Source organism: Nitrincola iocasae (assembly GCF_008727795.1).
GTDB lineage: Bacteria > Pseudomonadota > Gammaproteobacteria > Pseudomonadales > Balneatricaceae > Nitrincola > Nitrincola iocasae.
This window is the reverse complement of sequence record NZ_CP044222.1, coordinates 1,679,399-1,703,589: the sequence shown is the minus strand read 5'-3', so window position 1 is coordinate 1,703,589 and position 24,191 is coordinate 1,679,399. Positions and strand designations below refer to the sequence as shown.

General features: G+C 48.9%; 21 protein-coding genes. 15 read left to right on the top strand and 6 right to left on the bottom strand.

Going from position 1 to position 24,191, the window contains the following annotated elements:
* Positions 1–6 precede the first annotated feature (6 nt).
* Positions 7–1,647, bottom strand: a complete 1,641-nt coding sequence (locus F5I99_RS07870; RefSeq protein WP_151054765.1) for an AMP-binding protein — start codon at positions 1,645–1,647, stop codon at positions 7–9.
* Positions 1,648–1,928: 281 nt separating this feature from the next.
* Between F5I99_RS07870 and F5I99_RS07865 the strand changes: the two genes are divergently transcribed.
* The 8 genes from F5I99_RS07865 to F5I99_RS07830 are packed head-to-tail and all read left to right on the top strand — an operon-like array spanning position 1,929 to position 11,304.
* Entirely contained in the window at positions 1,929–2,390 is a 462-nt protein-coding gene (locus F5I99_RS07865) for a MerR family transcriptional regulator (protein ID WP_151054763.1), read from the top strand.
* A gap of 22 nt (positions 2,391–2,412) precedes the next feature.
* On the top strand, positions 2,413–3,579 hold the full coding sequence (locus F5I99_RS07860) for an isovaleryl-CoA dehydrogenase (protein WP_151054761.1): 1,167 nt from the start codon (positions 2,413–2,415) through the stop codon (positions 3,577–3,579).
* A 24-nt stretch (positions 3,580–3,603) separates the two neighbouring features.
* The gene (locus F5I99_RS07855; RefSeq protein ID WP_151054759.1) at positions 3,604–5,211 is read left to right on the top strand and encodes a carboxyl transferase domain-containing protein; all 1,608 of its coding nucleotides are present in this window, start codon (positions 3,604–3,606) and stop codon (positions 5,209–5,211) included.
* A 9-nt stretch (positions 5,212–5,220) separates the two neighbouring features.
* A complete protein-coding gene (locus F5I99_RS07850; protein WP_225307593.1) occupies positions 5,221–6,081 on the top strand; it encodes an enoyl-CoA hydratase-related protein in 861 nt (286 codons plus the stop codon).
* The gene (locus F5I99_RS07845; protein ID WP_151054757.1) at positions 6,081–8,084 is read left to right on the top strand and encodes an acetyl/propionyl/methylcrotonyl-CoA carboxylase subunit alpha; all 2,004 of its coding nucleotides are present in this window, start codon (positions 6,081–6,083) and stop codon (positions 8,082–8,084) included. Before F5I99_RS07850 ends, F5I99_RS07845 begins: the two co-directional genes overlap by 1 nt.
* Entirely contained in the window at positions 8,081–8,995 is a 915-nt protein-coding gene (locus F5I99_RS07840; RefSeq protein WP_151054755.1) for a hydroxymethylglutaryl-CoA lyase, read from the top strand. The genes F5I99_RS07845 and F5I99_RS07840 overlap by 4 nt, the downstream gene beginning before the upstream one ends.
* Positions 8,982–9,557, top strand: a complete 576-nt coding sequence (locus F5I99_RS07835) for a peroxidase-related enzyme (RefSeq protein ID WP_151054753.1) — start codon at positions 8,982–8,984, stop codon at positions 9,555–9,557. The genes F5I99_RS07840 and F5I99_RS07835 overlap by 14 nt, the downstream gene beginning before the upstream one ends.
* Positions 9,558–9,615: 58 nt before the next feature.
* Entirely contained in the window at positions 9,616–11,304 is a 1,689-nt protein-coding gene (locus tag F5I99_RS07830) for an AMP-binding protein (RefSeq protein WP_151054751.1), read from the top strand.
* Between the two features lie 83 nt (positions 11,305–11,387).
* Here F5I99_RS07830 and F5I99_RS07825 read toward each other — a convergent pair whose 3' ends face one another.
* Both F5I99_RS07825 and F5I99_RS07820 read right to left on the bottom strand, forming a co-directional pair.
* Positions 11,388–13,067 (bottom strand): GGDEF domain-containing protein, encoded by a 1,680-nt coding sequence (locus tag F5I99_RS07825; protein WP_225307592.1) that lies wholly within the window; start codon positions 13,065–13,067, stop codon positions 11,388–11,390.
* Between the two features lie 144 nt (positions 13,068–13,211).
* Complete coding sequence (locus tag F5I99_RS07820) at positions 13,212–13,733, bottom strand: EAL domain-containing protein (protein WP_151054747.1); 522 nt, start codon at positions 13,731–13,733, stop codon at positions 13,212–13,214.
* Positions 13,734–13,785: 52 nt separating this feature from the next.
* On the opposite strand from F5I99_RS07820, the gene F5I99_RS07815 reads away from it, so the two are divergent.
* The 7 genes from F5I99_RS07815 (at position 13,786) to F5I99_RS07785 (ending at position 21,622) form a co-directional block, all read left to right on the top strand.
* Positions 13,786–14,073 carry a sll1863 family stress response protein gene (locus tag F5I99_RS07815; RefSeq protein WP_151054745.1) on the top strand — a complete coding sequence of 96 codons (288 nt, stop codon included), beginning with the start codon at positions 13,786–13,788 and terminating at the stop codon, positions 14,071–14,073.
* A gap of 54 nt (positions 14,074–14,127) precedes the next feature.
* Complete coding sequence (locus F5I99_RS07810) at positions 14,128–14,601, top strand: sll1863 family stress response protein (RefSeq protein ID WP_151054743.1); 474 nt, start codon at positions 14,128–14,130, stop codon at positions 14,599–14,601.
* A gap of 33 nt (positions 14,602–14,634) precedes the next feature.
* Positions 14,635–16,050: a dihydrolipoyl dehydrogenase gene (locus F5I99_RS07805; protein WP_151054741.1), complete on the top strand. Its 1,416-nt coding sequence runs from the start codon at positions 14,635–14,637 to the stop codon at positions 16,048–16,050.
* A 293-nt stretch (positions 16,051–16,343) separates the two neighbouring features.
* Positions 16,344–17,342, top strand: a complete 999-nt coding sequence (locus F5I99_RS07800; protein WP_151054739.1) for a TRAP transporter substrate-binding protein — start codon at positions 16,344–16,346, stop codon at positions 17,340–17,342.
* Entirely contained in the window at positions 17,343–17,846 is a 504-nt protein-coding gene (locus tag F5I99_RS07795; protein WP_225307591.1) for a TRAP transporter small permease, read from the top strand.
* Positions 17,843–19,102, top strand: coding sequence for a TRAP transporter large permease (locus F5I99_RS07790; RefSeq protein WP_151054737.1), 1,260 nt, complete (start codon positions 17,843–17,845; stop codon positions 19,100–19,102). Before F5I99_RS07795 ends, F5I99_RS07790 begins: the two co-directional genes overlap by 4 nt.
* 33 nt (positions 19,103–19,135) lie before the next feature.
* Positions 19,136–21,622 (top strand): cation:proton antiporter, encoded by a 2,487-nt coding sequence (locus F5I99_RS07785; RefSeq protein ID WP_151054735.1) that lies wholly within the window; start codon positions 19,136–19,138, stop codon positions 21,620–21,622.
* Positions 21,623–21,729: 107 nt separating this feature from the next.
* Here F5I99_RS07785 and F5I99_RS07780 read toward each other — a convergent pair whose 3' ends face one another.
* The 3 genes from F5I99_RS07780 to F5I99_RS07770 form a co-directional block, all read right to left on the bottom strand.
* The gene (locus tag F5I99_RS07780) at positions 21,730–22,878 is read right to left on the bottom strand and encodes a TerD family protein (protein ID WP_151054733.1); all 1,149 of its coding nucleotides are present in this window, start codon (positions 22,876–22,878) and stop codon (positions 21,730–21,732) included.
* 62 nt (positions 22,879–22,940) lie between these two features.
* A complete protein-coding gene (locus tag F5I99_RS07775) occupies positions 22,941–23,519 on the bottom strand; it encodes a TerD family protein (protein WP_151054731.1) in 579 nt (192 codons plus the stop codon).
* Between the two features lie 75 nt (positions 23,520–23,594).
* Complete coding sequence (locus F5I99_RS07770) at positions 23,595–24,176, bottom strand: TerD family protein (RefSeq protein WP_151054729.1); 582 nt, start codon at positions 24,174–24,176, stop codon at positions 23,595–23,597.
* Positions 24,177–24,191 lie beyond the last annotated feature (15 nt).

The following is a 24,191-nucleotide window of genomic DNA, read 5'->3' as shown; positions in this document are numbered from 1 at the left end:
GCAAATTTAACCTGGCGATAATCCTGACGCCAATTGACGAAGAACAAAGCGCTGAATCTTGCCACTGGGTGTTTTAGGCAATTCATCAACGAACTCTATCTCTCGTGGAAACGCATGTGCCGATAAACGCTTGCGTACCAGCGCCTGCAACTCATCTTTCAATGAATCAAGTGGATCGAAGCCTGATTTAATCACCACGAAAGCCTTGATGATTGAACCGCGTTCATCATCAGGCTTACCGACAACACCGGATTCAGCCACCGAAGGATGCTCCAGCAGCGTACTTTCAATATCAGCTGGACCCACCCGGTAGCCAGCCGTGGTAATAATGTCATCATCACGACCGGTAAAGGAGTAACCCCCATCACCATGACAGAAAACCATATCACCCGTCAGATAATACTGACCGGCAAAAGGATGCTTTTCGGCCCAGGTATAGCCATCAAAGAAAAACAGCGGTGACTGCTGTAAATCCACAGCTAACTGACCTGTTTCGCCCTCTGCAACTTCATTAAAAGCATCATCCAGCGCAACAACGCGATGACCCGGCATCGAATACCCCATAGAGCCGATGCGCTCTGGATGCTTCAGGGTGTGGAAATTACAACAAGTCATACCGGTTTCAGTCTGGCCATAATGATCCATCACCGGACAACCCAACCGCCTGGCCACCCAGTTAATTACCTCAGGGTTTAACGGCTCGCCCGCACTACTGGCAACCCGCAACCCCAATGACTCATCTTCTGGCAACACGCCATCATGCGCCATCAGCAAACGATAGGCTGTCGGCGCGGCAGCCAGATTGGTAATAGCAAACTGATGAATCATTTGATAGGTAGTTTCAGGGGTAAAACCCTGTTGATTGAAGTGCGTGGCATGGCCCAACAACAAAGGACCGATCACCGCATAATAAAGACCGTAGGCCCACCCAGGATCGGCCACATTCCAGTAGGTATCTTCAGGCTGCAAGTCGATGGCATATTTCATATAGATATAAAAGGACAGCAATGCCCTGGCAGGCACCGCCACGCCCTTCGACTTACCCACCGTACCAGAGGTAAACATCTGCAAAAAGGGATCATCACCACTGATCATGACCGCCTCGAAATCACTGGACTCAACTGCCAAAACCTTATCAAAATCAGCAGCAGCCTGCCCTTCCAAGGGTTGAACACAAAGCACAGCCGGACAAGCCTTCACCTCCTGCAACTTAGGAAAGTTAGTGGCATCAGTAACGATCAGGCGCGTAGCCGCCTGTTGCAAGCGGTACTCAATGGCTCCTGAACCAAACGCCGTGAACAGCGGCTGATACACCGCCCCGGCTTTAAGTGTACCCAGTATAACAACCAACAGCTCAGGGGTGCGCGGCAGCAAACCCGCCACACGATCCCCCTTACCAACACCCATAGACTTGAGATAATTAGCAAAACGCGAGGCCTGCTGACTCAACTGCAGAAAGGTCATTTGCGACGCCTGCCCTTCCAGGTCGCGATGATACAGTGCAACCTTATCCGGCTGAGCCGCCCAACGGTCACACACTTCAGCGCAAACATTCAGTCCTGAATGCCAGCTCCCTTGTAACACGGTCTCTTGCAGCGAATCGGGGCTAAAACCGGCATAAAAAGATGAATAATCCATTCGACTCATTTTGTTTTGCCTCTTTTGTTATATTTTTTCTAGGGCAATTGATATCACAGCCTTACCTTTACGTAAAGGTATAATTGTAAAATTTATGAACAGCAAAGCGACTCACAAATACTCAAATCTATCCATGAACGCCCGAAAACGGCGCCATAACTATTCATAACTACAACTGACTGCTAGGGTTATCTATATGAACAAAGCACAAAATAGCCTAAAAACAAAAATGCACTTTACGTTAACGTTAACTTTGAGTAGTCTTTAGCGATACCAAGAGGAAAACTGCCATGCGCCAAAAAAAAAGAACCTATTCCATCAGCGAACTTGCCAGCGAATTTGATGTAACTACACGCAGCATTCGTTTTTACGAAGATCAGGGGCTACTTAAACCGGACCGAAAAGGCCAGACACGCATTTACAGTTCCAAAGACAGAGTCAGACTCAAGCTTATCCTGCGTGGTAAGCGCCTGGGCTTTTCGCTAGCGGAATCCCGTGAGCTATTTGACCTTTGGGATGAGACTGAAAGCGGCAGCGAAAGACAGCTATTAAAAATGCTGGAAACCCTTGCGCAAAAACAGGCGCAGCTTGAACAACAAGTAAAAGATATTCAAATGGCGAAGATTGAATTAGATAGCGCGCAATCTCGCTGTCAGGCGGCACTGATAGAGCTACGCCAGAACAAAGGTGCTGAAGAGCATGACAGCCCAAAAACTGGCCAGGATTCTAATCCAAACGCATCGCTTCACTAATAATAACAAACAGGTAACCACTATGTTCTCTCAATATTCTGAATTAAATTTTGGCCTTGGCGAAACCCTCGATATGCTGCGCCAACAGATCAATAATTTTGCCGCTGCTGAAATTGCGCCTCGGGCCGCTGACATAGATCAGGCCAATCTGTTTCCTGAAGATCTTTGGAAAAAATTTGGTGACATGGGCCTGCTCGGTATCACCGTCGGTGAAGAGTATGGTGGTTCCGGCATGGGCTATCTGGCACATGTGATTGCCATGGAAGAGATCAGTCGCGCGTCAGCCTCCGTAGCCCTCTCCTACGGTGCGCACTCTAATCTGTGTGTTAATCAGATTCATCGCAATGGTACCCAGGCACAAAAAGAAAAGTATCTTCCCAAGCTGCTGTCTGGTGAGCATATTGGTGCATTGGCTATGTCTGAACCCAATGCCGGCTCGGATGTAGTATCAATGAAACTAACCGCACGTGATGCGGGTGATCACTATGTTCTCAACGGAAACAAGATGTGGATCACCAACGGCCCAGATGCACATGTCTTTGTGATCTACGCCAAAACCGATCTACAAGCTGGTGCAAAAGGCATTTCAGCCTTTATTGTTGAACGCGGTACCGAAGGTTTTACCCAGGCACAGAAACTCGACAAGCTTGGCATGCGCGGTTCCAATACCTGTGAACTGGTTTTTCAGGACTGTAAGGTCGCCAAAGAGAACCTGCTTGGTCAGCTCAACGGCGGTGTCAAAGTACTCATGTCGGGTCTGGATTATGAGCGTTTGGTATTGGCCGGCGGCCCCTTGGGCATTATGCAAGCGGCCATGGACATCGTGGTGCCCTATATCAGAGATCGCAAGCAGTTTGGCAAGGCTATCGGTGAATTCGAATTGGTTCAGGGCAAACTTGCTGACATGTATACCCGCATGAATGCGGCTAAATCCTATGTTTACATGGTTGCTCAATCAGCCGACCGCGGTGAAACCACCCGCAAAGATGCCGCTGGTGTCATTCTTTATTCCGCTGAAATGGCCACTCAAATCGCCCTCGATGCCATACAGCTACTTGGTGGAAACGGCTATATAAACGAATACCCTACCGGCCGTCTGTTACGTGATGCCAAACTCTATGAGATAGGTGCAGGCACCTCCGAAATTCGTCGTATGTTGATAGGTCGCGAATTGTTTCTGAACAACTAATGGCTTTTCACTGGGAGCTTAACCATGCCGATTCTGCAAACAAAAATAAATGCCCGTTCCGACGAGTTCAGGGCCAAAGCAGATGCCATGTCAGCTGCTGTCACCGATCTCAAAGCTAAAATTGCTACAATTCAGCAAGGGGGTGGCGCCGACTATCAAGCCAGACACCTGGCGCGCGGTAAACTCTTGCCCCGCGAGCGTATCAACCGGTTAATTGATGATGGCTCCCCCTTTCTGGAGTTATCGCAGCTTGCTGCCTATAAGGTTTATGATGAAGACGTACCTGCCGCAGGATTGATTGCCGGAGTCGGTCGTGTGTCGGGTATTGAGTGCATGATTATTGCCAATGATGCGACAGTTAAAGGGGGCACTTATTACCCTCTGACGGTAAAAAAACACCTGCGCGCTCAGGAAATTGCCGAACAAAACCACCTACCCTGCATTTACCTGGTTGATTCCGGTGGTGCCAACTTGCCACGCCAGGATGAAGTGTTTCCTGACCGGGACCACTTTGGCCGGATTTTCTATAATCAGGCACGCATGTCAGCCAAAGGTATCCCTCAGGTAGCGGTTGTTATGGGACTATGTACGGCTGGTGGGGCCTATGTTCCCGCTATGGCGGATGAATCCATTATAGTGCGTGATCAGGGTACGATCTTTCTGGCTGGACCACCGCTGGTCAAAGCGGCGACTGGTGAAGTGGTTAGCGCCGAAGATCTGGGTGGGGCGGATGTTCACTGTAAAATTTCCGGTGTTGCTGATCATTATGCAGAAAATGATCAACATGCGCTGCAAATAGCGCGACGCTGTATTGCCAATCTGAACCGTAAAAAGCAACTCGACATAGCGGTGTGCCAGCCGAAACCACCCATCTATGATGCCGATGAACTCTACGGCATTGTCGGCACCGACCTGCGCAAACCCTTCGATGTACGTGAAGTAATCGCCCGTCTGGTGGATGGCTCGGAATTTGACGAATTCAAACAGCTTTACGGCGCCACACTGGTCACTGGGTTTGCCCATATTCATGGCTACCCGGTCGGCATTATTGCCAATAACGGTATTCTGTTTACCGAATCAGCCCAGAAAGGTGCTCACTTTATTGAGCTGTGCTGTCAGCGCAATATCCCCCTGCTGTTCTTGCAAAATATTACCGGCTTTATGGTTGGTCGCAAATATGAAGCAGAAGGCATTGCCAAGCATGGCGCAAAAATGGTTATGGCCGTTGCCTGTGCCAATGTGCCCAAAATCACGGTGTTGATCGGTGGCAGCTTTGGAGCCGGTAACTACGGCATGTGTGGACGTGCCTATAATCCGGACTTTCTGTGGATGTGGCCCAACGCACGCATCTCGGTTATGGGTGGCGAACAGGCTGCTGGCGTGATGGCGACAGTGCGGCGCGAGAGTCTGGAGCGCAACGGTAAATCCTGGTCCAGCGAAGAGGAAGCCCAGTTTAAACAACCCATCGTGGATACCTATGAGCATCAGGGCCACCCCTATTATGCCAGCGGTCGACTCTGGGATGATGGTGTCATAGATCCTGCGCAGACCCGCGAAGTTATTGCACTGAGCCTGTCTGCTACCCTGAATCGTCCTAAAGAAGAAACACGCTTTGGCGTGTTCCGGATGTAGCGGAGGCTGATGATGTCTACAACTCATTCCAAAACTCATTCTGCAACGATAGAAAGCGTTAGCCTTCACTATCTGGGCGAAGGGGTTGCCGAACTGGTACTGAACCGTCCAGAGAAGCACAACGCTTTTGATGACTCCATGATTGCCGCCTTGATCGAGAAACTCGATGAAGCTGAGCAAAATGCCAGTCTGCATATGCTACTGCTGCGATCCGAAGGTAAGCATTTTTCAGCCGGTGCTGACTTGGGCTGGATGAAACGCATGGCTGGCAATAGTCACGCCGAAAACCTCACTGACGCGGGTGAGCTGGCCCGATTGATGGACAAGCTCAACCACTTCAGCAAACCGGTGATCGGTCTGATTCAGGGTGCGGCCTATGGCGGTGCGGTGGGCCTGGCGGCTTGTTGCGATCTGGTCATCGCCAGTCGCGATGCACGCTTTTGCCTGAGTGAGGTCAAAATCGGTCTGATTCCAGCCGTGATTAGCCCTTATGTGATCCGGGCTATCGGGGAGCGCCAGGCAAGGCGTTATTTTATCAGTGCCGAAGTCTTTGATGCCGACACGGCTCAGAGCTTTGGCCTGGTTCATCAGGTCGTAGAAAGCGCCGCCAATTTATCTGAAGCGGCGCAAGGCTTTATAGCGCAACTTAAGCAGAACAGCCCTCAGGCCATGCAAGCGGCTAAATCACTGATTTTTGCCGTCAGTCACCTGCCTATATCCAAACAGGTCATTGATGTAACCACGCAGCGGATTGCCGATATACGTGTCAGTGATGAAGGGCAGGAAGGACTCAGTGCTTTCCTGAACAAACGCCGTCCAAACTGGCCGTCCAAACTGGCCGTCGAAACTGGAACCGGAGAAGAAGAATAATGTTCAGTAAAATCCTCATAGCCAATCGTGGCGAGATCGCTTGCCGGGTAATCCAGACAGCCCATCGCCTGGGTATTCGTTGTGTTGCTGTTTACTCGGAAGCTGATCGTGATGCCCGCCATGTGGCGCTGGCAGATGAAGCCTTTCTACTCGGACCAGCGCCCAGTAATGAAAGCTATTTACGTGCCGACAAAATTATCCAGATAGCCTTACAAAGTGGTGCGCAGGCTATCCATCCCGGTTATGGCTTTCTCTCAGAAAACACCGACTTTGCCGAAGCCTGCAGCCAAAACGGACTGGTATTTATCGGCCCGCCCGCCTCAGCGATAGCCGCCATGGGTTCAAAATCCGCCGCCAAAGCGATTATGGAAAAAGCGGGGGTTCCTTTGGTTCCCGGCTACCATGGTGCCGCTCAGGATGTGGAAACCCTACGGGCTGAAGCGCTCAAGTGCGGCTTCCCGCTACTACTCAAAGCGGTTGCAGGCGGTGGTGGCAAGGGGATGCGTGTGGTGAATCAGATTGAAGAGTTTGATGAAGCCCTGTCAGCTGCCCGACGTGAAGCCAAGAACGCCTTTGGTAACCCCGACATGCTGCTGGAGCGTTATTTAACCCAGCCACGCCATGTTGAAATTCAGGTATTTTGTGACAGCCAGGGTCAAGGTGTCTACTTGGCAGAACGTGACTGCTCGGTGCAACGGCGTCATCAAAAAGTGCTTGAAGAAGCACCCGCACCAGGGCTTTCCTGCGAAACCCGTAAAGCCATGGGTGACGCGGCCGTCAAGGCAGCCCAGGCCATTCATTATGTCGGTGCCGGTACCGTTGAATTTTTATACGACGTTGATGGTTCATTTTTCTTTATGGAAATGAATACCCGGCTGCAGGTAGAACATCCGGTGACAGAAATGGTCACCGGACAAGACCTGGTGGAATGGCAGCTACGGGTTGCAGAAGGGGCTCCCCTGCCCTTGAAGCAAGATGAAATCCGCATTCGGGGGCATGCCCTGGAAGCACGTATTTATGCTGAAGACCCGGATAATGACTTTTTACCCGCTACAGGTCGACTGGATTATTTGCGCACCCCTGATGAAAGCGCTCATGTTCGGGTTGATACCGGCGTTGTCGAGGGTGATGAAGTCAGTATTCATTACGACCCCATGATCGCAAAACTGATCGTTTGGGATGAAAACCGTGATCAAGCCATTAACCGGATGGTACAAGCACTGGAGCAATACCGCATAAACGGGGTTAAAACCAATATCCGCTTTCTGCATGCTCTGGCCGATGCACAACCCTTTCGTGAAGCTGATCTGGATACCGGCTTTATCGAAAAGCACCGTGCCCTGTTGTTTCCGCCACCCAAATTGGGTCTTCACAGAGCGCTGGTTCTTGCAGCTGGCTACTTGCTGGAACAAACCCGCAGCAACAACCCCAACAATGAAGATCGCTGGTCGCCCTTTGCGCACCAGAATAGCTGGCGGCTGAACTCGGAATACGCCAAGCCACTCGCACTCAAGGTGGATGATCAAGTCTATGAATTAAAAGTGCTGGAAAAGGATCAGCACTATGAAGTACGTGTTGCTGACAGCCTCTACACCCTGCATGCCGAACTCAGTGGTGATCAGTTAAAAGCAGTCATCAACGGCCACCGTATCAGTGTGCATGTCACCCAAAAAGACAAGGAACTGGTTATCTTCCATGAAGGCGAGTCGTTTCACTGTGAAGCCCATGAAGAGACCTACGGCCAGGACGATATCGAGGCTGAAGGTAGCTTAACCGCACCGATGAATGGCTCTGTAGTCGCCGTTATGGTCCAACCCGGAGATGCAGTCAAAGCGGGCCAGACCCTGGTGATTATGGAAGCCATGAAAATGGAGCATGCCATTAAAGCACCGCTGGACGGTGTGGTTGATGAAATCTATTTCAAGGAAGGCGAGATGGTATCTGAAGGGGCTGAACTGCTTTCTGTGACCAGTGATGCCACTGAAGAGGATGCTGCACCATGAGCTTCCCCTCCCAGGTACGTGTCTTTGAGATGAGCCCCCGCGATGGGCTACAGAATGAGCCCGGCGAACTCATCACAACAGCGGTTAAAATTGAGCTGATCAACCGCTTGAGCGCCTGCGGTTTGAGCCATATTGAAGCCGCCAGTTTTGTCTCACCAAAATGGGTACCACAGATGGGTGATGCCAGTGAGGTTATGGCCGGTATCACCCGTAAGGCCGGCGTTACCTATGCCGCGCTTACCCCGAATCTTAAAGGGGTAGAGTCAGCGTTTGCCGCCGAAGTTGATGAGATCGCCGTATTCAGTGCTGCTTCTGAAGCCTTTACGCAAAAAAATATCAACTGTTCCATTGCAGAAAGCCTGGCACGTTTTGAGCCAGTCCTGGAAGCGGCACGCAATAAAGGCATCAAGGTCCGGGGGTATGTATCCACCGTGATGGGTTGTCCTTATCAGGGCGACGTCGATCCCAAACAGGTTGCCCAGGTTGCTAACGCTCTTTACGCCATGGGCTGCTATGAAATTTCGCTTGGCGACACCATCGGGGTGGGTACGCCCTTAAAAGCCAAACGCATGCTTGAAGCCGTTAATCGGGATATACCGATGAACAATCTGGCTGCACATTTTCATGACACCTATGGACAGGCTATTGGCAACCTATATGCGGTTCTTGAAGAGGGGCTGGCCGTTGTTGATGCCTCCGTCGCCGGTCTGGGTGGTTGCCCTTATGCCCGCGGTGCATCCGGTAATGTTGCCACTGAAGATGTGCTGTATTTACTTCAGGGGCTAGGCATAGAAACCGGCATCAACCTGCAGGATCTGATTAATACCGGTGACTGGATTACCCGTCAGCTCAAACGCGCTAACGGCTCCAAAGTTGCCCTTGCTCTGGGAGCACAGCATGAACAAAAATAAAATTACCGCACTGGATCTACCGATCCCGACCCGGGATCAACTGCCTGAACAGGTACAGACCTATTTTGACAAGTGTCGTGAAAAACTGGGACTGATCCCTAACGTCTTAACGGCATACAGTCAAAACCTTGAGCAACTGGATGTATTCACTCGCTTTTATAATGAGCTCATGTTTGGTGAAAGTGAACTCACCCCACTTGAGCGTGAAATGATTGCTGTGGTGGTCTCTTCTGAAAACAAGTGCTTTTACTGCCTTACCGCACATGGCGCCGCCGTGCGTAATTACAGTGGCGATCCGCAGCTAGGCGAACATCTGGTGATGAATTATCGTAGCGCTGACCTGTCTGCACGCCACCGGGCCATGCTCGACTACGCCTCCCGACTGACACGCCAGCCTGCTGAAGTAACCCCTGAGAATGCCCAACCCCTTCGAGATGTGGGTTTCAGTGATCGGGGCATCTGGGATATCTGTAACCTGGTTGGCTTCTACAATATGACTAATCGCATCGCCCTTGCCGTTGATATGGCACCCAATCAGGAGTATCACGCCCAGTTTCGTTGAATGCTTTCCCCTACATGAATCAGCCTCTTTGCATAAAAAAAATAATGGAGCCTGCACTATGCCAACACTACCGAGCTATACCAGCGGTACCAGCGAAAAGCCTCTTTTGGGTATGACCATTGGGGATATGTTTGATGCTACGGTAAACCGCTACCCTGATAATGATGCCTTAATCGTGCTACATCAGAATATTCGTTGGACTTATAAAGAGCTGCACAGCCAGGTTAACTTATGTGCCCGTGCATTTCTGGCCGCCGGTGTTCGCCGCGGCGACCGGGTAGCCATCTGGTCTCCCAATCGCTATGAATGGACCCTGACGCAGTTTGCAACGGCAAAAATCGGTGCCATTTTGGTGAATATTAACCCGGCTTACCGTACGCACGAGCTCGAGTATGCGCTGAATCAATCCGAATCCCGCTACCTGGTAACCGCCGACAGTTTCAAAGCATCAGATTATCGGGGCATGCTGTATGAACTGGCTCCGGAATTAAAAATGTGCGCCGAGGGCCAATTGGATTCACAGAAACTTCCGTTACTCAAAGGGGTCATCAACCTGGATGATCACAAGCATCCAGGTATGTGGCGCTGGCAGAACTTCATGGCATTAGCCGAGAGTATGCCGCAGGAAATTCTGGATGAGGCCCAGGCTGAATTGCAGTTTGATGATGCCATCAATATTCAATACACCTCAGGCACTACCGGCTTCCCCAAAGGCGCCACACTATCACACCATAATATTTTGAATAATGGCTACTTTGTTGCCGAAAGTATGGGCTTTACCGAACAAGACCGGCTGGTGATACCAGTGCCGCTTTATCATTGCTTTGGTATGGTTATGGGTAATCTGGGCTGTGTGACACATGGCTCTACCATGATCTATCCGGATGAAGGGTTTGAGCCTGGGTCGGTACTGAAAGCGGTACATCAGGAGCGTGCAACCGCACTCTATGGCGTGCCCACCATGTTTATTGCAGAACTCGGCCATCCGGATTTTGCCAGCATGGATTTATCCAGTTTGCGCACAGGTATTATGGCTGGATCGCTTTGTCCGACTGAAGTGATGAAGCAGGTCATCAACAAAATGCACATGAAAGAGGTGCAGATAGCCTACGGCATGACCGAAACCAGCCCGGTTTCCATGCAAACCGGCGCCATGGATTCACTGGAAAAGCGTGTCACCACCGTCGGTCGAACCCAGCCACACCTTGAGAGCAAAATCATTGATCCAGGCAACGGAAGCATTCTGCCCCGGGGTGAAGTCGGTGAATTATGTACCCGGGGCTACAGCGTTATGCTGAAGTACTGGAATAATGATCAAGGCACCGCCGACGCGATAGATGAAGCCGACTGGATGCATACCGGAGACCTGGCCAGCATGGACGATGAAGGTTATATTCAGATTGTCGGCCGCATCAAGGATATGGTGATTCGTGGCGGTGAGAATATTTACCCAAAAGAAGTAGAAGAGTTTCTCTACACTCACCCGTCAATCGCCGAAGTGCAGGTAACCGGCATACCCGACAAGAAATTCGGTGAAGAACTGATCGCCTGGATCAAGCTGCAACCCGGTGTCGAGGAAATCAGTGATGAAGCCTTGCGTGAATTTTGTAAGGGAAAAATCACCCATTTCAAAATTCCACGCTACTTTAAGTTTGTCGACAACTTCCCGATGACAGTCACTGGCAAAATCCAGAAGTTCAAAATGCGGGAAATCTCGGTGAAAGAACTCGGGCTTGAAGATATATAACCCTCTCAAGCAGTAATGTACTATCGGTGATGTAATATCTGTGTCTGCACCCTATACAGGCCCTGCAGACACAGGTTCCCCCCCTACCCCACTTGGTCACGTCCCGCTTCTTTTGCAGCATACATTGCTTTGTCCGCCAGCATGACCAGCCTATCTGGATCATCCGTCTGCTCAGGCCAACAGGCTAACCCTGCCGAGACCGACACACAACCGCAGGACTGACCTTCGTGGTATATTTCTTGTTGTCTTGCCTGGTTTAGCAATGCCTGAATTTTCTCCTTAGCTTCAAGGCGGCCCGTATTGGGCATTAAAATCACAAACTCTTCACCGCCCAATCGACAGACAAGATCAGTTTCTCTGAAATTCTTTCTTAATAGGTCAGCAAACAGTTTAAGGGCCGTATCACCCGCCGGATGGCCGTAGGTATCATTAAACTGTTTGAAGTAATCCAAGTCACACATCGCCAAGGTAAGAGGAAGACCTGTGCGTATGGCTGTAGACGCATGAAAACTGAAAAATTCATCAAAAAAACGACGGTTCTTTAGTCCTGTCAGACTGTCTTCATAGGACAGCTTTTCCAGCGCTTCTGTTCGCTCCTTGACCTTCATTTCCAATGATTCATTCAGCATTCGCAACTTAACTTGTAAATGACTGAAATATAATAGTGAAATTAATACCACGGTGGCAGAGAACAGTAGGATGCCATAACTCACCGGTACCTGTCTCCAATCCAGGAAGCCATGTGCAACGGCCATATCTTCGAGTAGTAACAGAGCCAATACCGCATAAGCTATAAAAATACACTTATCCACCGCCGGTATATGCCAGATATTTTTTACGATTAACACAAAAGTAATAAACAGAGTAATCGCAAAAAGCCCATCAAAAACCGGAAAGGTAATCGACAGATTGATCCACCCCAGTACTGAAATGCCCAGAGCAATCACCAGATAAAGCAAATGCAGCTGCCAAATGCGCCGCATCCATAGACGAGAGCGTCCCTGAAAAGCAGGAGCCAGCAGCATTCCCATCGCCACAGGCAAAAAATAATACGAACCTGCCGCCAGGTACACCCAGAACAAAGGAGCATCAAACAATAGCTGACGTGCGGGACTTTCACCCAACAGCATTCCCGCCGAAGCCAGGGAAAATAAACCCACCGTAAAAAACCGACGACGTTGGCCCTTCAATATAGCCAGAGTGAATGCCAGAAATGCGATCAAAAATGCAGTGATACTGCTGAGAAGACTCTCGAGGGAGTTATTCAGCACATCCAGCAATAAGTCAGCACGTTCGAAAATACTGACCTGGCCCCAGAGCCCAATATCGATATAGTCTGAATAGATACGAAAATAGAGTATTTTACCACCAGAGTCTTTCGGTAGCTTGATCATATGCCAGGGCCAACCAGCAAATTTTCCTCGTCCCTGATTATCAAACTCACCGAATTGATATAAACGCTGATCTTCAAGATAAACCTGAGCGATAAGATCAATACTGTCGATATACAACACCGGATCCAGATAGGTATCCAGTTCCGGTAACACTATGCGATACCAGATATGCTGCTGTCCTGATCGGTCAGGTGGATTAGAAGGAAAGTCAATGGAGTGCCAGTCAGACGCACTCTCTTGCCCAACGACCCAGGCGGGTACACCTTCAACAGATATAGGGGAGTCTCCCCACCGATACTCCCAACCTTGACTCAATGAACGCGGTTTTTCTGCCGCAATACTATTCGATCCAAAAAGCAGAAGTAACACAACAACCCAAAAACTGCAGAAACGAATACCCATCAGCATACAACTCGGAAAAGTCAGTATTTTTAATACTTATACTATAGCCTGTGAATATGCCTCTGTCTCAAATAAATTTCATGTTAGGCCAGATATGACAGCATTTTTCAATCAGTAGCTAGCTGGGCAAATTGTAAACAACTTCACCATTTTCTCAGCGCTCACCGGTTTTGAAAATAAAAAACCTTGTGCGACCAAACATCCATTCGACCGGAGATAGTCTTCTTGCTCCTGACCTTCAACACCTTCAGCTATTGTCTCGAATCCAAGCGCTACTGACATAGCCAAGATGGTTCGACAGATAGCCGCATCATCATTATTCAATGGTAAGCCCATAACAAATGAACGATCTATTTTAAGCACATGAAAAGGAAGCTTTTTCAGATACATTAGCGATGAATAACCCGTTCCAAAGTCATCAATCGCCAATCTGACTCCACGGTGGTGCAGCTTATTCATAATTGCGATCAATTTGTCAGTATCTTGCATTGCAAGCCGTTCGGTTAATTCTAATTCCAGGAAATGAGCGGCTACTCCTGCTTTATCCAGAGCTTTGAATACAGTATCGGCAAAATCGGTACGCCAAAACTGGCGTGACGACACATTCACCGCGATTCTTATAACAGGGAACACAAGATTGAGAACCTAGTCTAAGGTATCGAAGACTCAATAAAGGAGATCTAAAATGAGCACAAAAGAAGCTTATGAAAAAAAGCTGCAGTCTCAGCTAGATGAGTGGAGCGCGGAAATCGACAAACTAAAAGCCAAGGCCAACTCTGCCGAGGCCGATGCTCAGCTTGAATACCAAAAACAGATTAATGAACTACGCTTAATGCAGCAAAAAGCGGATCGTAAGCTTAATGAGTTACGCGAAGCCAGTGATAGTGCCTGGAAAGATCTCACTATCGGAATTGACAGTGCTTGGGACTCATTAAGCAACGCTGTTAAATCAGCCAGTTCACATTTTAAATAATTTATAAAACGGATAGAACACCTCCATTCACTCAATAAAAAGGAATAATGCCATATGAAAAAACATTCACTATTTGCAATACTCATCGTTACAGCCATATGCTTCACACCAGTCATCTATGCACAAACTGGAGCTAATGAAAGTAACCATGAAGTTACTACTCAGGATATACAAACAGAAACCAGGGAGTTAATCGAAACACTCCAACAATATTCAGTAGAACAGCGTGACGAAGCGGTTAACGCGACTGAGCAAATGCTTGAATCGCTTGACCAACGAATAGATGTGCTCCAAAGACGTATCGATAACAACTGGGACGAAATGAGTGACGAAGCACGTCAAACAACGCGTGACAACATGCGAGCACTGCGGGAACAACGAAACAAACTGTCAGAATGGTATGGCGGTTTAAAAAACAGTACCGATAGTGCCTGGGATCAAATGAAAGCAGGATTTTCAGATGCCTACAGCTCAATGAGTAATGCCTGGGAAAAAGCTAAAAATGAATATGAAGACAACGATAAATAAGCATTTATCCTCTTTAAAAAGGAATGAGTTTGTATGACCGCAAGGAAACAGGATGTCATTATCATCGGAGCCGGATCGGCTGGGTTAGCCGCCGTTCGACAGGTAAGCAAACAAACTGATCGTTTTATATTGATCAATGACGGGCCTTACGGTACTACCTGCGCGCGGGTTGGCTGTATGCCGTCAAAAGCACTGATCGAGGCAGCCAACGCTTTTCATGCTCGCAAAAAAGCCGAGGCGTTTGGCATTCGGGGTAGTGAGCATCTGGAAATCGATATTCCGGCGGTCATGCGCCGCGTGCGTGAACTGCGTGACCGTTTTGTTGGCGGAGTACTTAAATCAACCAAGGAACTAGGTGAACGCAGCCTTGCAGGACATGCTCACTTACTGGGACCCAACCAGGTGCAAGTAGGTGACGAAATTTTCCACGCCCAGCGTATCATTCTGGCCACCGGATCTAGCCCAGTAGTACCCGGACCCTGGCAAGCGCTGGGGAATCGCCTGCTCACCACTGATACGTTTTTTGAGCTGGAAACACTACCCAAACGCATGGCGGTGATCGGCCTGGGTGCTATTGGCGTCGAGATGGCTCAAGCGCTCGCTCGCTTAGGCGTTGAAGTTCATGCCTTTGGCATAAACGACCAAATTGCAGGTGTCTCAGACCCGGTTGTTGCAACAACGCTGCGCAAATCACTGGATGAAGAATTTGAGATTCACACCGGGCATGAAGTCGAATTATCCAACACAACTAAGGGTGTTCGCATTCAAGCCGGATCAGTTGATATAGAAGTTGATCAGGTGCTCGCCGCAATTGGGCGCAAACCGAACCTTGAAAACCTGGGACTTGACACGCTAGGCGTTTCACTGAATTCGCGTGGCATGCCCCCCTTCAATCGTACCACCATGCAGATTGCAAACCTGCCTGTTTTCATAGCCGGTGATATGAACGCCGACGTCAGCCTTCTTCACGAAGCGGCTGATGAGGGCTTTATAGCTGGCATGAATGCCATGGCCAAAGAGCCCACCTGCTTTCAACGACGGACTCCCTTATCCATTGTATTTTCAGATCCAGGTATTGCTGCAATCGGTCAGCGCTATGCCGAGCTCAATACCGATGATTGTCTTATCGGCCGCGTCGACTTCGCGTCACAAGGGCGCGCATTGACAGCTCAGCGGAATAAGGGGGTGTTGCGTATTTACGCCACTGCCGATGATGCTCGTCTACTGGGCGCTGAGATGTGTAGCCCAGCAGCTGAGCATATGGCACATTTGCTGGCACTGGCCATTAGCCGCAACCTGACTGCGCATGACCTACTTGCCATGCCATTTTATCATCCGGTATTGGAGGAAGGATTACGAACAGCACTAAGAGACATTGCAAAAAAATCTTTGGTCAAACGTCTGGATCTTAGCAACTGCAATAGTTATCAGACTGAGGCCTTCAATTAATCTTAGGCAAGTGAATGACCGGGGTTTTATTGCTTTTAAAAACGGATATGCTTTCGATATATCTTTGAATATACAACCTGCATATCCAGACTAACCTTTTCACCGTATATCCTTCCTCATGAGTCGAGGCTATATAAAATGGTGTCTCTATTCATACACCTGGTTTAATAAGTGCACAAGAGAGTATATAGCATTTAAAGCATTGCTTTTCTGTACTGAGCGTTCTACTCTTCGACGCTGACATTACACATACTAACTAGCATTAAGCCACTGTTAAACATAAGGATAAATCTATGAAAACAATAAATCGAGTGTTCCTTAGTGTTGCTTTAGCTGCAACAACGACAGTTTCAAGCGCGATAGCTGCAACTCTTGAGTCCATGAACCCCGTATCATTACGCCTTGCCCATGTTGTCAATGAGCAAGATGGCTTTCATATTGCTGCGGTTAAATTTCAGGAGCTGGTCAGCGAAAGAACTGACGGTAAAGTCACCATTGAAATTTTTCCTAATGCATCTTTAGGTGACGAACGTACCCTTCTTGAAGGTATGCAAATTGGCACAGTCGATATGGGTGTGATCACGAACGGTCCGGTGGCTAACTTTGTTGAAGAAATGGCTGTTTTTGAATTACCTTTTCTCTTCTCCAGCCCACAACAAGCTTATGATGTTTTGGATGGGCCCATTGGTCAGGATCTGTTAGACAAACTATCAGAGGTTAACTTAAAAGGTCTGGCGTATGCTGAACGAGGCTTCCGAAACCTGACCAATAGTGTGCGACCGGTTCAATCACCTTATGACATTGAAGGATTACGGATCCGCGTCATGGAGAACCCTGTGTACACCGATACGTTTCGTGAGCTAGGTGCCAATGCTGTGCCCATGGCATGGACCGAAGCGCTAACAGCCATGCAACAGGGCACAATTGACGGCCAAGAGAACCCTGTTAATGTCATCCATTCATTTAAGCTCAATGAAACCCAGTCACACATGACCTTATCACGCCATACCTATGCACCTGCTATTTTTGTGATGGGTATGGGTAGCTGGAACCGTTTACCTGAAGAGGCTCAAACAGTTCTTGTACAAGCCGCTAGAGAAGCTGCCGCTCACGAGCGTCAAGTTAACGCCGATATGGAAGCTAAACAACTCGAAGACCTAAGAGCAGCAGGTGTTGCGATTGTTGAAGAACCTGATATCGCTGCTTTTCAACAAGCTATTGTACCCGTGTATGAAAAATATGGTGACCAGTTTGGTGAATACCTGGAACGCATTCAGCAGGCTCTAAAGTAAGTGATCGCATTACTTCAAAAGATCGAGCAGCGTATTGACGCCCTTCTTCAACCCATAGTTGTGTTGGGCATGCTTGCCTTGATTGGCGTCATTACTCTGCAGATCATTTCACGCGTTTTTTTCAATGCGGTACCCTGGACAGAAGAAATTGCACGGTTCTTACTGATCTGGATTACGTTTTTAGGCGCCACATTAGCCTTTCAACGGGGGCGGCACATTGCGGTCAACCTTGTTGTCGACGCATTACCACAGACGTTAGCCAGGTTCACTAAAATCGTTGCATGTATCATTATCCTGGCGTTTATGGTTTCGCTGATATTGATTGGCTACCAGTATATGCAGGTTCAGAGTTTTCAAAAATCACCCTCACTGCGCTGGTCAATGCTGTATATCTATGCGGTTATGCCCATTAGCGCTTCATTAATGCTGCTTTACGCTGTCATTGATCTTCTAGAATTGATAACCAACCCTAAATCAGCCAAACCAAATGAGTCTTCACTATGACAGCGATACTCTTTGTGTTGTTTTTCGTATTCATGATCATAGGGATACCGATTGCACTTGCTATCGGAGCGAGCACTCTGGTTGCGTTACATTTACAAGGTGTCCCGTTAATGGTGGTGACACAGCAAATGTTTCAGGGTATCAACTCATTTGCATTAGTCGCTATTCCTATGTTCATTTTGACAGGCGACCTGATGGCCCAGGGAAAGATCAGTGAGAAGCTTGTCAATTTTGCCGACTCGCTATTAGGCTTTTTGAAAGGCGGCTTAGCCATAGTATCGGTGCTGGCCGGCATGTTTTTTGCTGCCATTTCAGGTTCTGGCGCTGCAACAACCGCTGCTGTCAGCTCTACGCTAGTCCCAGAACTTAAACGTAAAGGCTATGACCCCGCTGCAGCAGCAAGCCTGATTGCTGCCAGCGGTACAATAGGTGTCGTGATCCCCCCCTCTGTTCCAATGATCATCTATGCTGTGATCGCGCAGGAATCAGTCGCTAAACTCTTTATGAGTGGCTTTATACCCGGATTAGTCATGGGTTTAGGTTTGATGGCGATCGCCCTCATTCAGGCTTATCAGCGTAACTACCCTAAAGGCACACCCTTGTCCTTAACAACTATTATGCGGACGCTGAAAAGCGCCAGCTGGGGATTAATGACTCCAGTTATAATATTAGGAGGAATTTTTTCAGGTATTTTCACACCTAGTGAAGCGGCTGTTGTTGCTGTGAATTATGCCTTAATCGTTTCATTTTTTATCTATCGAGACCTGAATTTACGGCAGATGTACCATATTCTAATGCGATCCGCGATGACGACATCGGTTATAATGCTTGTAATTGCGATGTCAGCCGTTCTGAGCTGGACACTTTCAAGTTGGCAAGTGCCCAGCGCTCTGGCAAATACTGTTTTATCCTATTCAACTAACACTTACATGATTATGTTTTTGGTAGTTTTAGTCATTCTTTTAACCGGTGTATTTATTGAAACAGCCAGTGCATTAATCATTCTAACACCCGTTTTGCTACCGCTGGTCACGCAAATTGGTATTGATCCGATCCATTTCGGTTTAATTATCGTCGTCGGACTGGCAATAGGGATGATCACCCCCCCGGTAGCCATCAACTTGTATGTAGCATCATCAGTGACGCAACTACCACTTGAACAGATAACTAAGGCTATAGTGCCCTATCTACTCGTATTAACGGCTGTACTTATGTTAGTTGTGTATGTACCTATGATAATCGGCAGCCTGTTTTGACTTTGCCTAAAGCTATATTCGAGGGTACATGTATTGGACTCGCTATCTCCCGTTGTTGAACTGGTCGGCATCATATTCACCCTGCTCTTAATTGCACTGAGCGTCTACCAAATTTCACGCCGAACTCGCCTGCCATTTACGGTACTTTTGGTCTTGATCGGTATCGTGATCAGTTCATTGAGTAACAGCGTTCCTTTGTTAGCGAAGGCGGAAGCTGCCTTTAGTATCTCACCAGACCTGATTCTGTTTGTATTTCTGCCTGCGCTGATTTTCGAATCCAGCTACGGCCTGAATGTTAACCAGTTGCGGCATAACTCAGTGCTAATAATGACTCTGGCAATACCCGGCTTGCTTTTATCGACGGGACTAATCGGTGTTATCGTTTGGCTGGCCCTTGATATTGATCTGATTGCGGCCTTACTGCTCGGTGCCATACTGAGCGCCACTGATCCCGTCGCTGTTATAGCACTATTCCGGCGAATCGGCGCACCAGGACGGCTCTCAATATTGATCGAAGGTGAAAGCCTGTTCAATGATGCGACCGCACTTGTACTGTCAAAAATTCTAATCGGTGTGTTGGCTGCTGGTGTACTTTCCGGCCAGGCAGTCAGTAATGGCATCATGTATTTTTTCATCCTGTGTGCAGGCGGTCTTTTATTCGGCATCATAGCTGGATACCTGACCAGCCAGCTTATTGGCTGGTTCGACTCCGATCCAATCCTCGATATTGGTCTAACCAGTGTACTGGCATACCTCTCTTTTTTGATCGCCGAAGAACTGCTGCATGTGAGTGGCATCATGGCTACACTTGGAGCGGGCCTTACTATAGGGACATGGGGGCGCCTGCGAATTGCCAGCTCGGTGCGCGCTTACCTTGAGCAATTTTGGGGAACACTGGCATTCGGTGCCAATTCATTGCTGTTTTTGCTGCTAGGTTTGCAAGTCAATTTATTGGAACTGGCCTCAGTCTGGGACTTAGTGCTTTGGGTTATTCTGGCCATGTTGGTCTCTCGTGCGCTGGTAGTCTTCGCACTCTTACCCCTGGTAAGCCGTCTATTCAAAGTGGAACCGATTGGAGCCGGATACCGTTTCATTATGTTCTGGGGTGGACTGCGTGGGGCAATTGCATTAGCCATCGTGCTCAGCTTGCCCGAATATCCATTCAAGGATTTGTTCATTGCGCTGGTAACCGGGGCCGTCCTGTTTACCCTGCTGGTACAGGGTCTAACGATTAAACCGGCCATGCGCATGATGAAGTTGGATCTACCGCCAATGGTTGATCAACTCGCATTGATTGAGCGCAACATGCTAACGCACCAACGCGCCCTGCAGCGCATGCCTGAACTGCAGAAAGGCGGCCTCTTTTCAAGTCGGGTGGCCCATCGTCTCAGCCTGAACAGCCACCAGGCTATCACTCTCGCTAAAGAGCAAATTGACCAATTGCGTTTGCAGCAGCTCACACAGGATGAGGAACTCAATCTTTTTTTCCTGCGAGCCCTTGCCGAGGAGAAAGCGTATTACATTGACATGTACGACCGGGGCCACCTCAGTGAATCGACCGCTCGACGTTTGCTGGCAATCCTTGAGCTACAAACAGACACTCTCCGCTACGAAAACGGCTTTCATAGGGTGAACAACCATCATCGCTATGAATACATAGAGCACTGGTTATTCCGACTGCTGGATAATAAGACTCTGCTCCGTGGTATTGTGGAGCGACTGCGCGTCTCTCATATTGGCCATTACTACGAAACAGCCTGGGGGCATTTCCAAGGCAGCAACCATATCATCCATTCCTTAGAGCGTATCATGGGTCTTGAATCCACCCCGCCTGAGATCGTTCACCAAGTACTGCAGCAGTATCGTGACTGGAACACGCTGGCCGTAAACAAGCTGTATCGCCTTAACAATGACTTTCCAGAGATTGCTTTACTAACCCAGGAGCGGTTAGGAAAACGCATAGTGCTGCTGGCGGAGCTAGAAACGACACGCGAACAGGCTCGACTGGGGACTATTCCCAAAGGCCAGGCAGAGGATATCGAGGCCGATGTGGACCGTCGTCTCAACTCTCTGCGTGGACAGCCGATCCAGAAACTCAAAGATGATCCTGAGCTGCTTTTAGCCCGTGTGCCTCTTTTTGCAAACCTGCCTCCAAGGTTGATCCAACTGATTGCACAAAAGTGTGAGGTGATCACACTTGAAAAACACGAATACCTGATTCGCCAGGGTACTCACAACAACAGGCTATTTATTGTCAGTCGCGGCAACGTGCGTCTTGAGCACCGCAGTAGCGGCGAGGAGCATCGCCTCAGTACGCTGATCGCTGGCGACTCCTTCGGCGAATCTGCACTCTTAGGCGATGGTAATCCAGACCTGTCAGTGGTGGCACAAACTCCCTCTCGCCTCTATACACTGAGTCGTTCCGAGCTTCGAAAGCTTATGAGTCTGGACGCGGAGCTCAGGGAATTGATAATGCACAGCGATGCCCAGCAAAAGAACTTACATTTCAGACATTTATAGGAAACTCTGTAATGGCATAGTCATGCTAATCTCTATTGGCTCAGATTATCTCACCTCAGAAACTTAACCGCAGCTTCCTAACTACACTGCGGTTGGCTCCGATTGATCTATTTTCGTCCAGCACTCCAACGAAATCCCCAACCGTAAGCTTCATCCATTTTTTTCTGTCCCGCGAAAAATTCTACTTTTCGTTCAACACGCACTGCACCGCCTTCATTGATCAATTCAACAACGGCACAGGTACCTTGCTTAGAGCCGTATTCATTCATACGAATTTCGATTTCCGGTTGATCCGGTACAAGGACACGCACGACGCCATCAGTTTCCTGCCAGTTCGCGACACCTTCATAAATGAACGCATAGATCAACACACGCTGAATTTCATGCCAATGATCGCCATTGATCTCAAGCCATTCACCATCCGACACCGAGCCGGTACGATCGTCACCCATCAGTTTCACAAAAGGTTCTCGATCAAAGTTCCCGAATGTGTTACCCAGAGCCTGAATCACACCACGGGTCCCATCACGAATTTCAACGAAAGCACCCAGGTCAAGATCGATTCCACCTTTGGATATCCCGAAAAAGCTCTTCTTAGGCGTTCCCTGATTCCAGTTCAGGTTGATTCGGATCTTACCGAATTTGCCGCTCTCCTTCTTCAGGGAAATAGCTTTATCCTGTTTGGTCAAAGAGACTTTCGACAGGTTGACGCTTGAAGACTTAGCGGGCTGAGGGACTGGCTGCGGAGGGCTAGACGTAGAGGGTGATTCCTCAGCAATTTCCACACCAAAATGAGTGGCGAGTTGAGCAAGACCACCGTTGAACCCTTGGCCAACATTACGGATCTTCCACTGACCGTTTCGTTTATAAACTTCTGCAAGAATAAGGGCGGCCTCACTGCGACCCTGGCCTGCAACAACAAGTCGGTGACCGCCACCTTCGAGAGTGATATCCCCGAGTTGTCCAAAGGTTTTTCCAGTTTCGGCCGTTGCAGTCAAAACGATCTTCTCGACATCTGAGGGTACACGATTCAGAAAAAAGTCGAAGCGGGGTGTCACCCCCTGCGTGAGTCGCACCGCACCTCCAGGGCTTTCCAATTGGCCGTAGAAAACCATATCACCGTCACCGCGTACTTTACCCTCGGGATAAATTAACAATGCAGTTACATCGATATCTGCCCCAGATGGTAGCGTGATCATCACCCCAAAATCAGTCTCCGGAAGAGGCGCATTGGCGCCCGTTGTAAGTTCCGTCATATCAGACTTCTGCCTCCACGCAGATTAAAAAAGGGCCCGCATTGCGGACCCCTGATGTTCGTTCAACCGACATTCACACCGAAGGAACTGGCAAGCGGACCGAGTCCACCCCCGAAGCCTTGACCCACAGCCTTGAACTTCCATTCGTCACCATGACGGTAGACCTCGCCAAAGATCATCGCGGTCTCGGTGGAGTAGTCCTCGCTGAGATCATAGCGTGCAAGCTCCTTACCATCCGCAGAATTCACGACACGCATGAAAGCATTGGAGACCATGCCAAAATTTTGCTGACGGCTATCGGCCTCATGGATCGTGACGGCGAAAGCCAACTTTTTAACGTCAGCCTGAACCTTGGAAAGGTCGATTTTGATCTGCTCATCATCGCCCTCGCCTTCACCTGTCTTATTGTCACCCTGATGTTCAACCGCACCATCGGCACCAACTTTATTGTTATAGAAGATAAAGTCTACGTCGCTACGGACCTTGCCATCTTCGCCGCAAATAAATACTGATGCATCAAGGTCAAACTCCTTACCATCAGTTGCACGAGGATCCCAACCGAGACCTACTATGACATTACTGAGACCTGGGGCCTCTTTGCTGAGAGAGACGTTACCGCCCTTGGAAAGTGAAACAGCCATGAAAGGCTCCTTTTTCAAATTTGAATTGTCTATTGAATTGAAGTCCGACTCGGACTAGCAGCACCGGCCTGTTAATTATGCTGAAGCATTAATGCCGTAGCGCTGGCACATAGCCATCAACCCACCAGAATAGCCTTGCCCAACCGCCCGGAATTTCCATTCCCCATTGTGGCGATAAACTTCACCGAACTCCATTGCCGTCTCCGTGGAGTAATCCTCGGTTAGATCATAGCGGACGATTTCGTTGCCAACTTCATTATTAGCAACACGGATGAAGGCATTCTGAACCATACCGAAGTTTTGCTGGCGGCTGTCGGCCTCATGAATTGTCACAGTAACGACAAGCTTCTGAATATCAGCCGGCACTTTTTCAAGATCGACCTCGATTGCTTCATCATCACCGTCGCCCTCACCTGTCCGGTTATCACCCGTGTGAACCACAGAACCATCGGCGGATTTGAGCTGCCCGTAAAAAATGAAGTCCGCTTCACCACGTACCTTATTATCAGCAGTTACCATGAACACGGATGCGTCGAGATCAAAATCCTTACCAGATGTAGCCCGCTCATCCCAGCCGAGCCCAATCAGAATTTTTTTGAGACCTGGATCGGTCTTGGAAAGGGAAATATTTCCACCTTTGGAAAGAGATAGTGCCATTTACGTGTCTCCTTT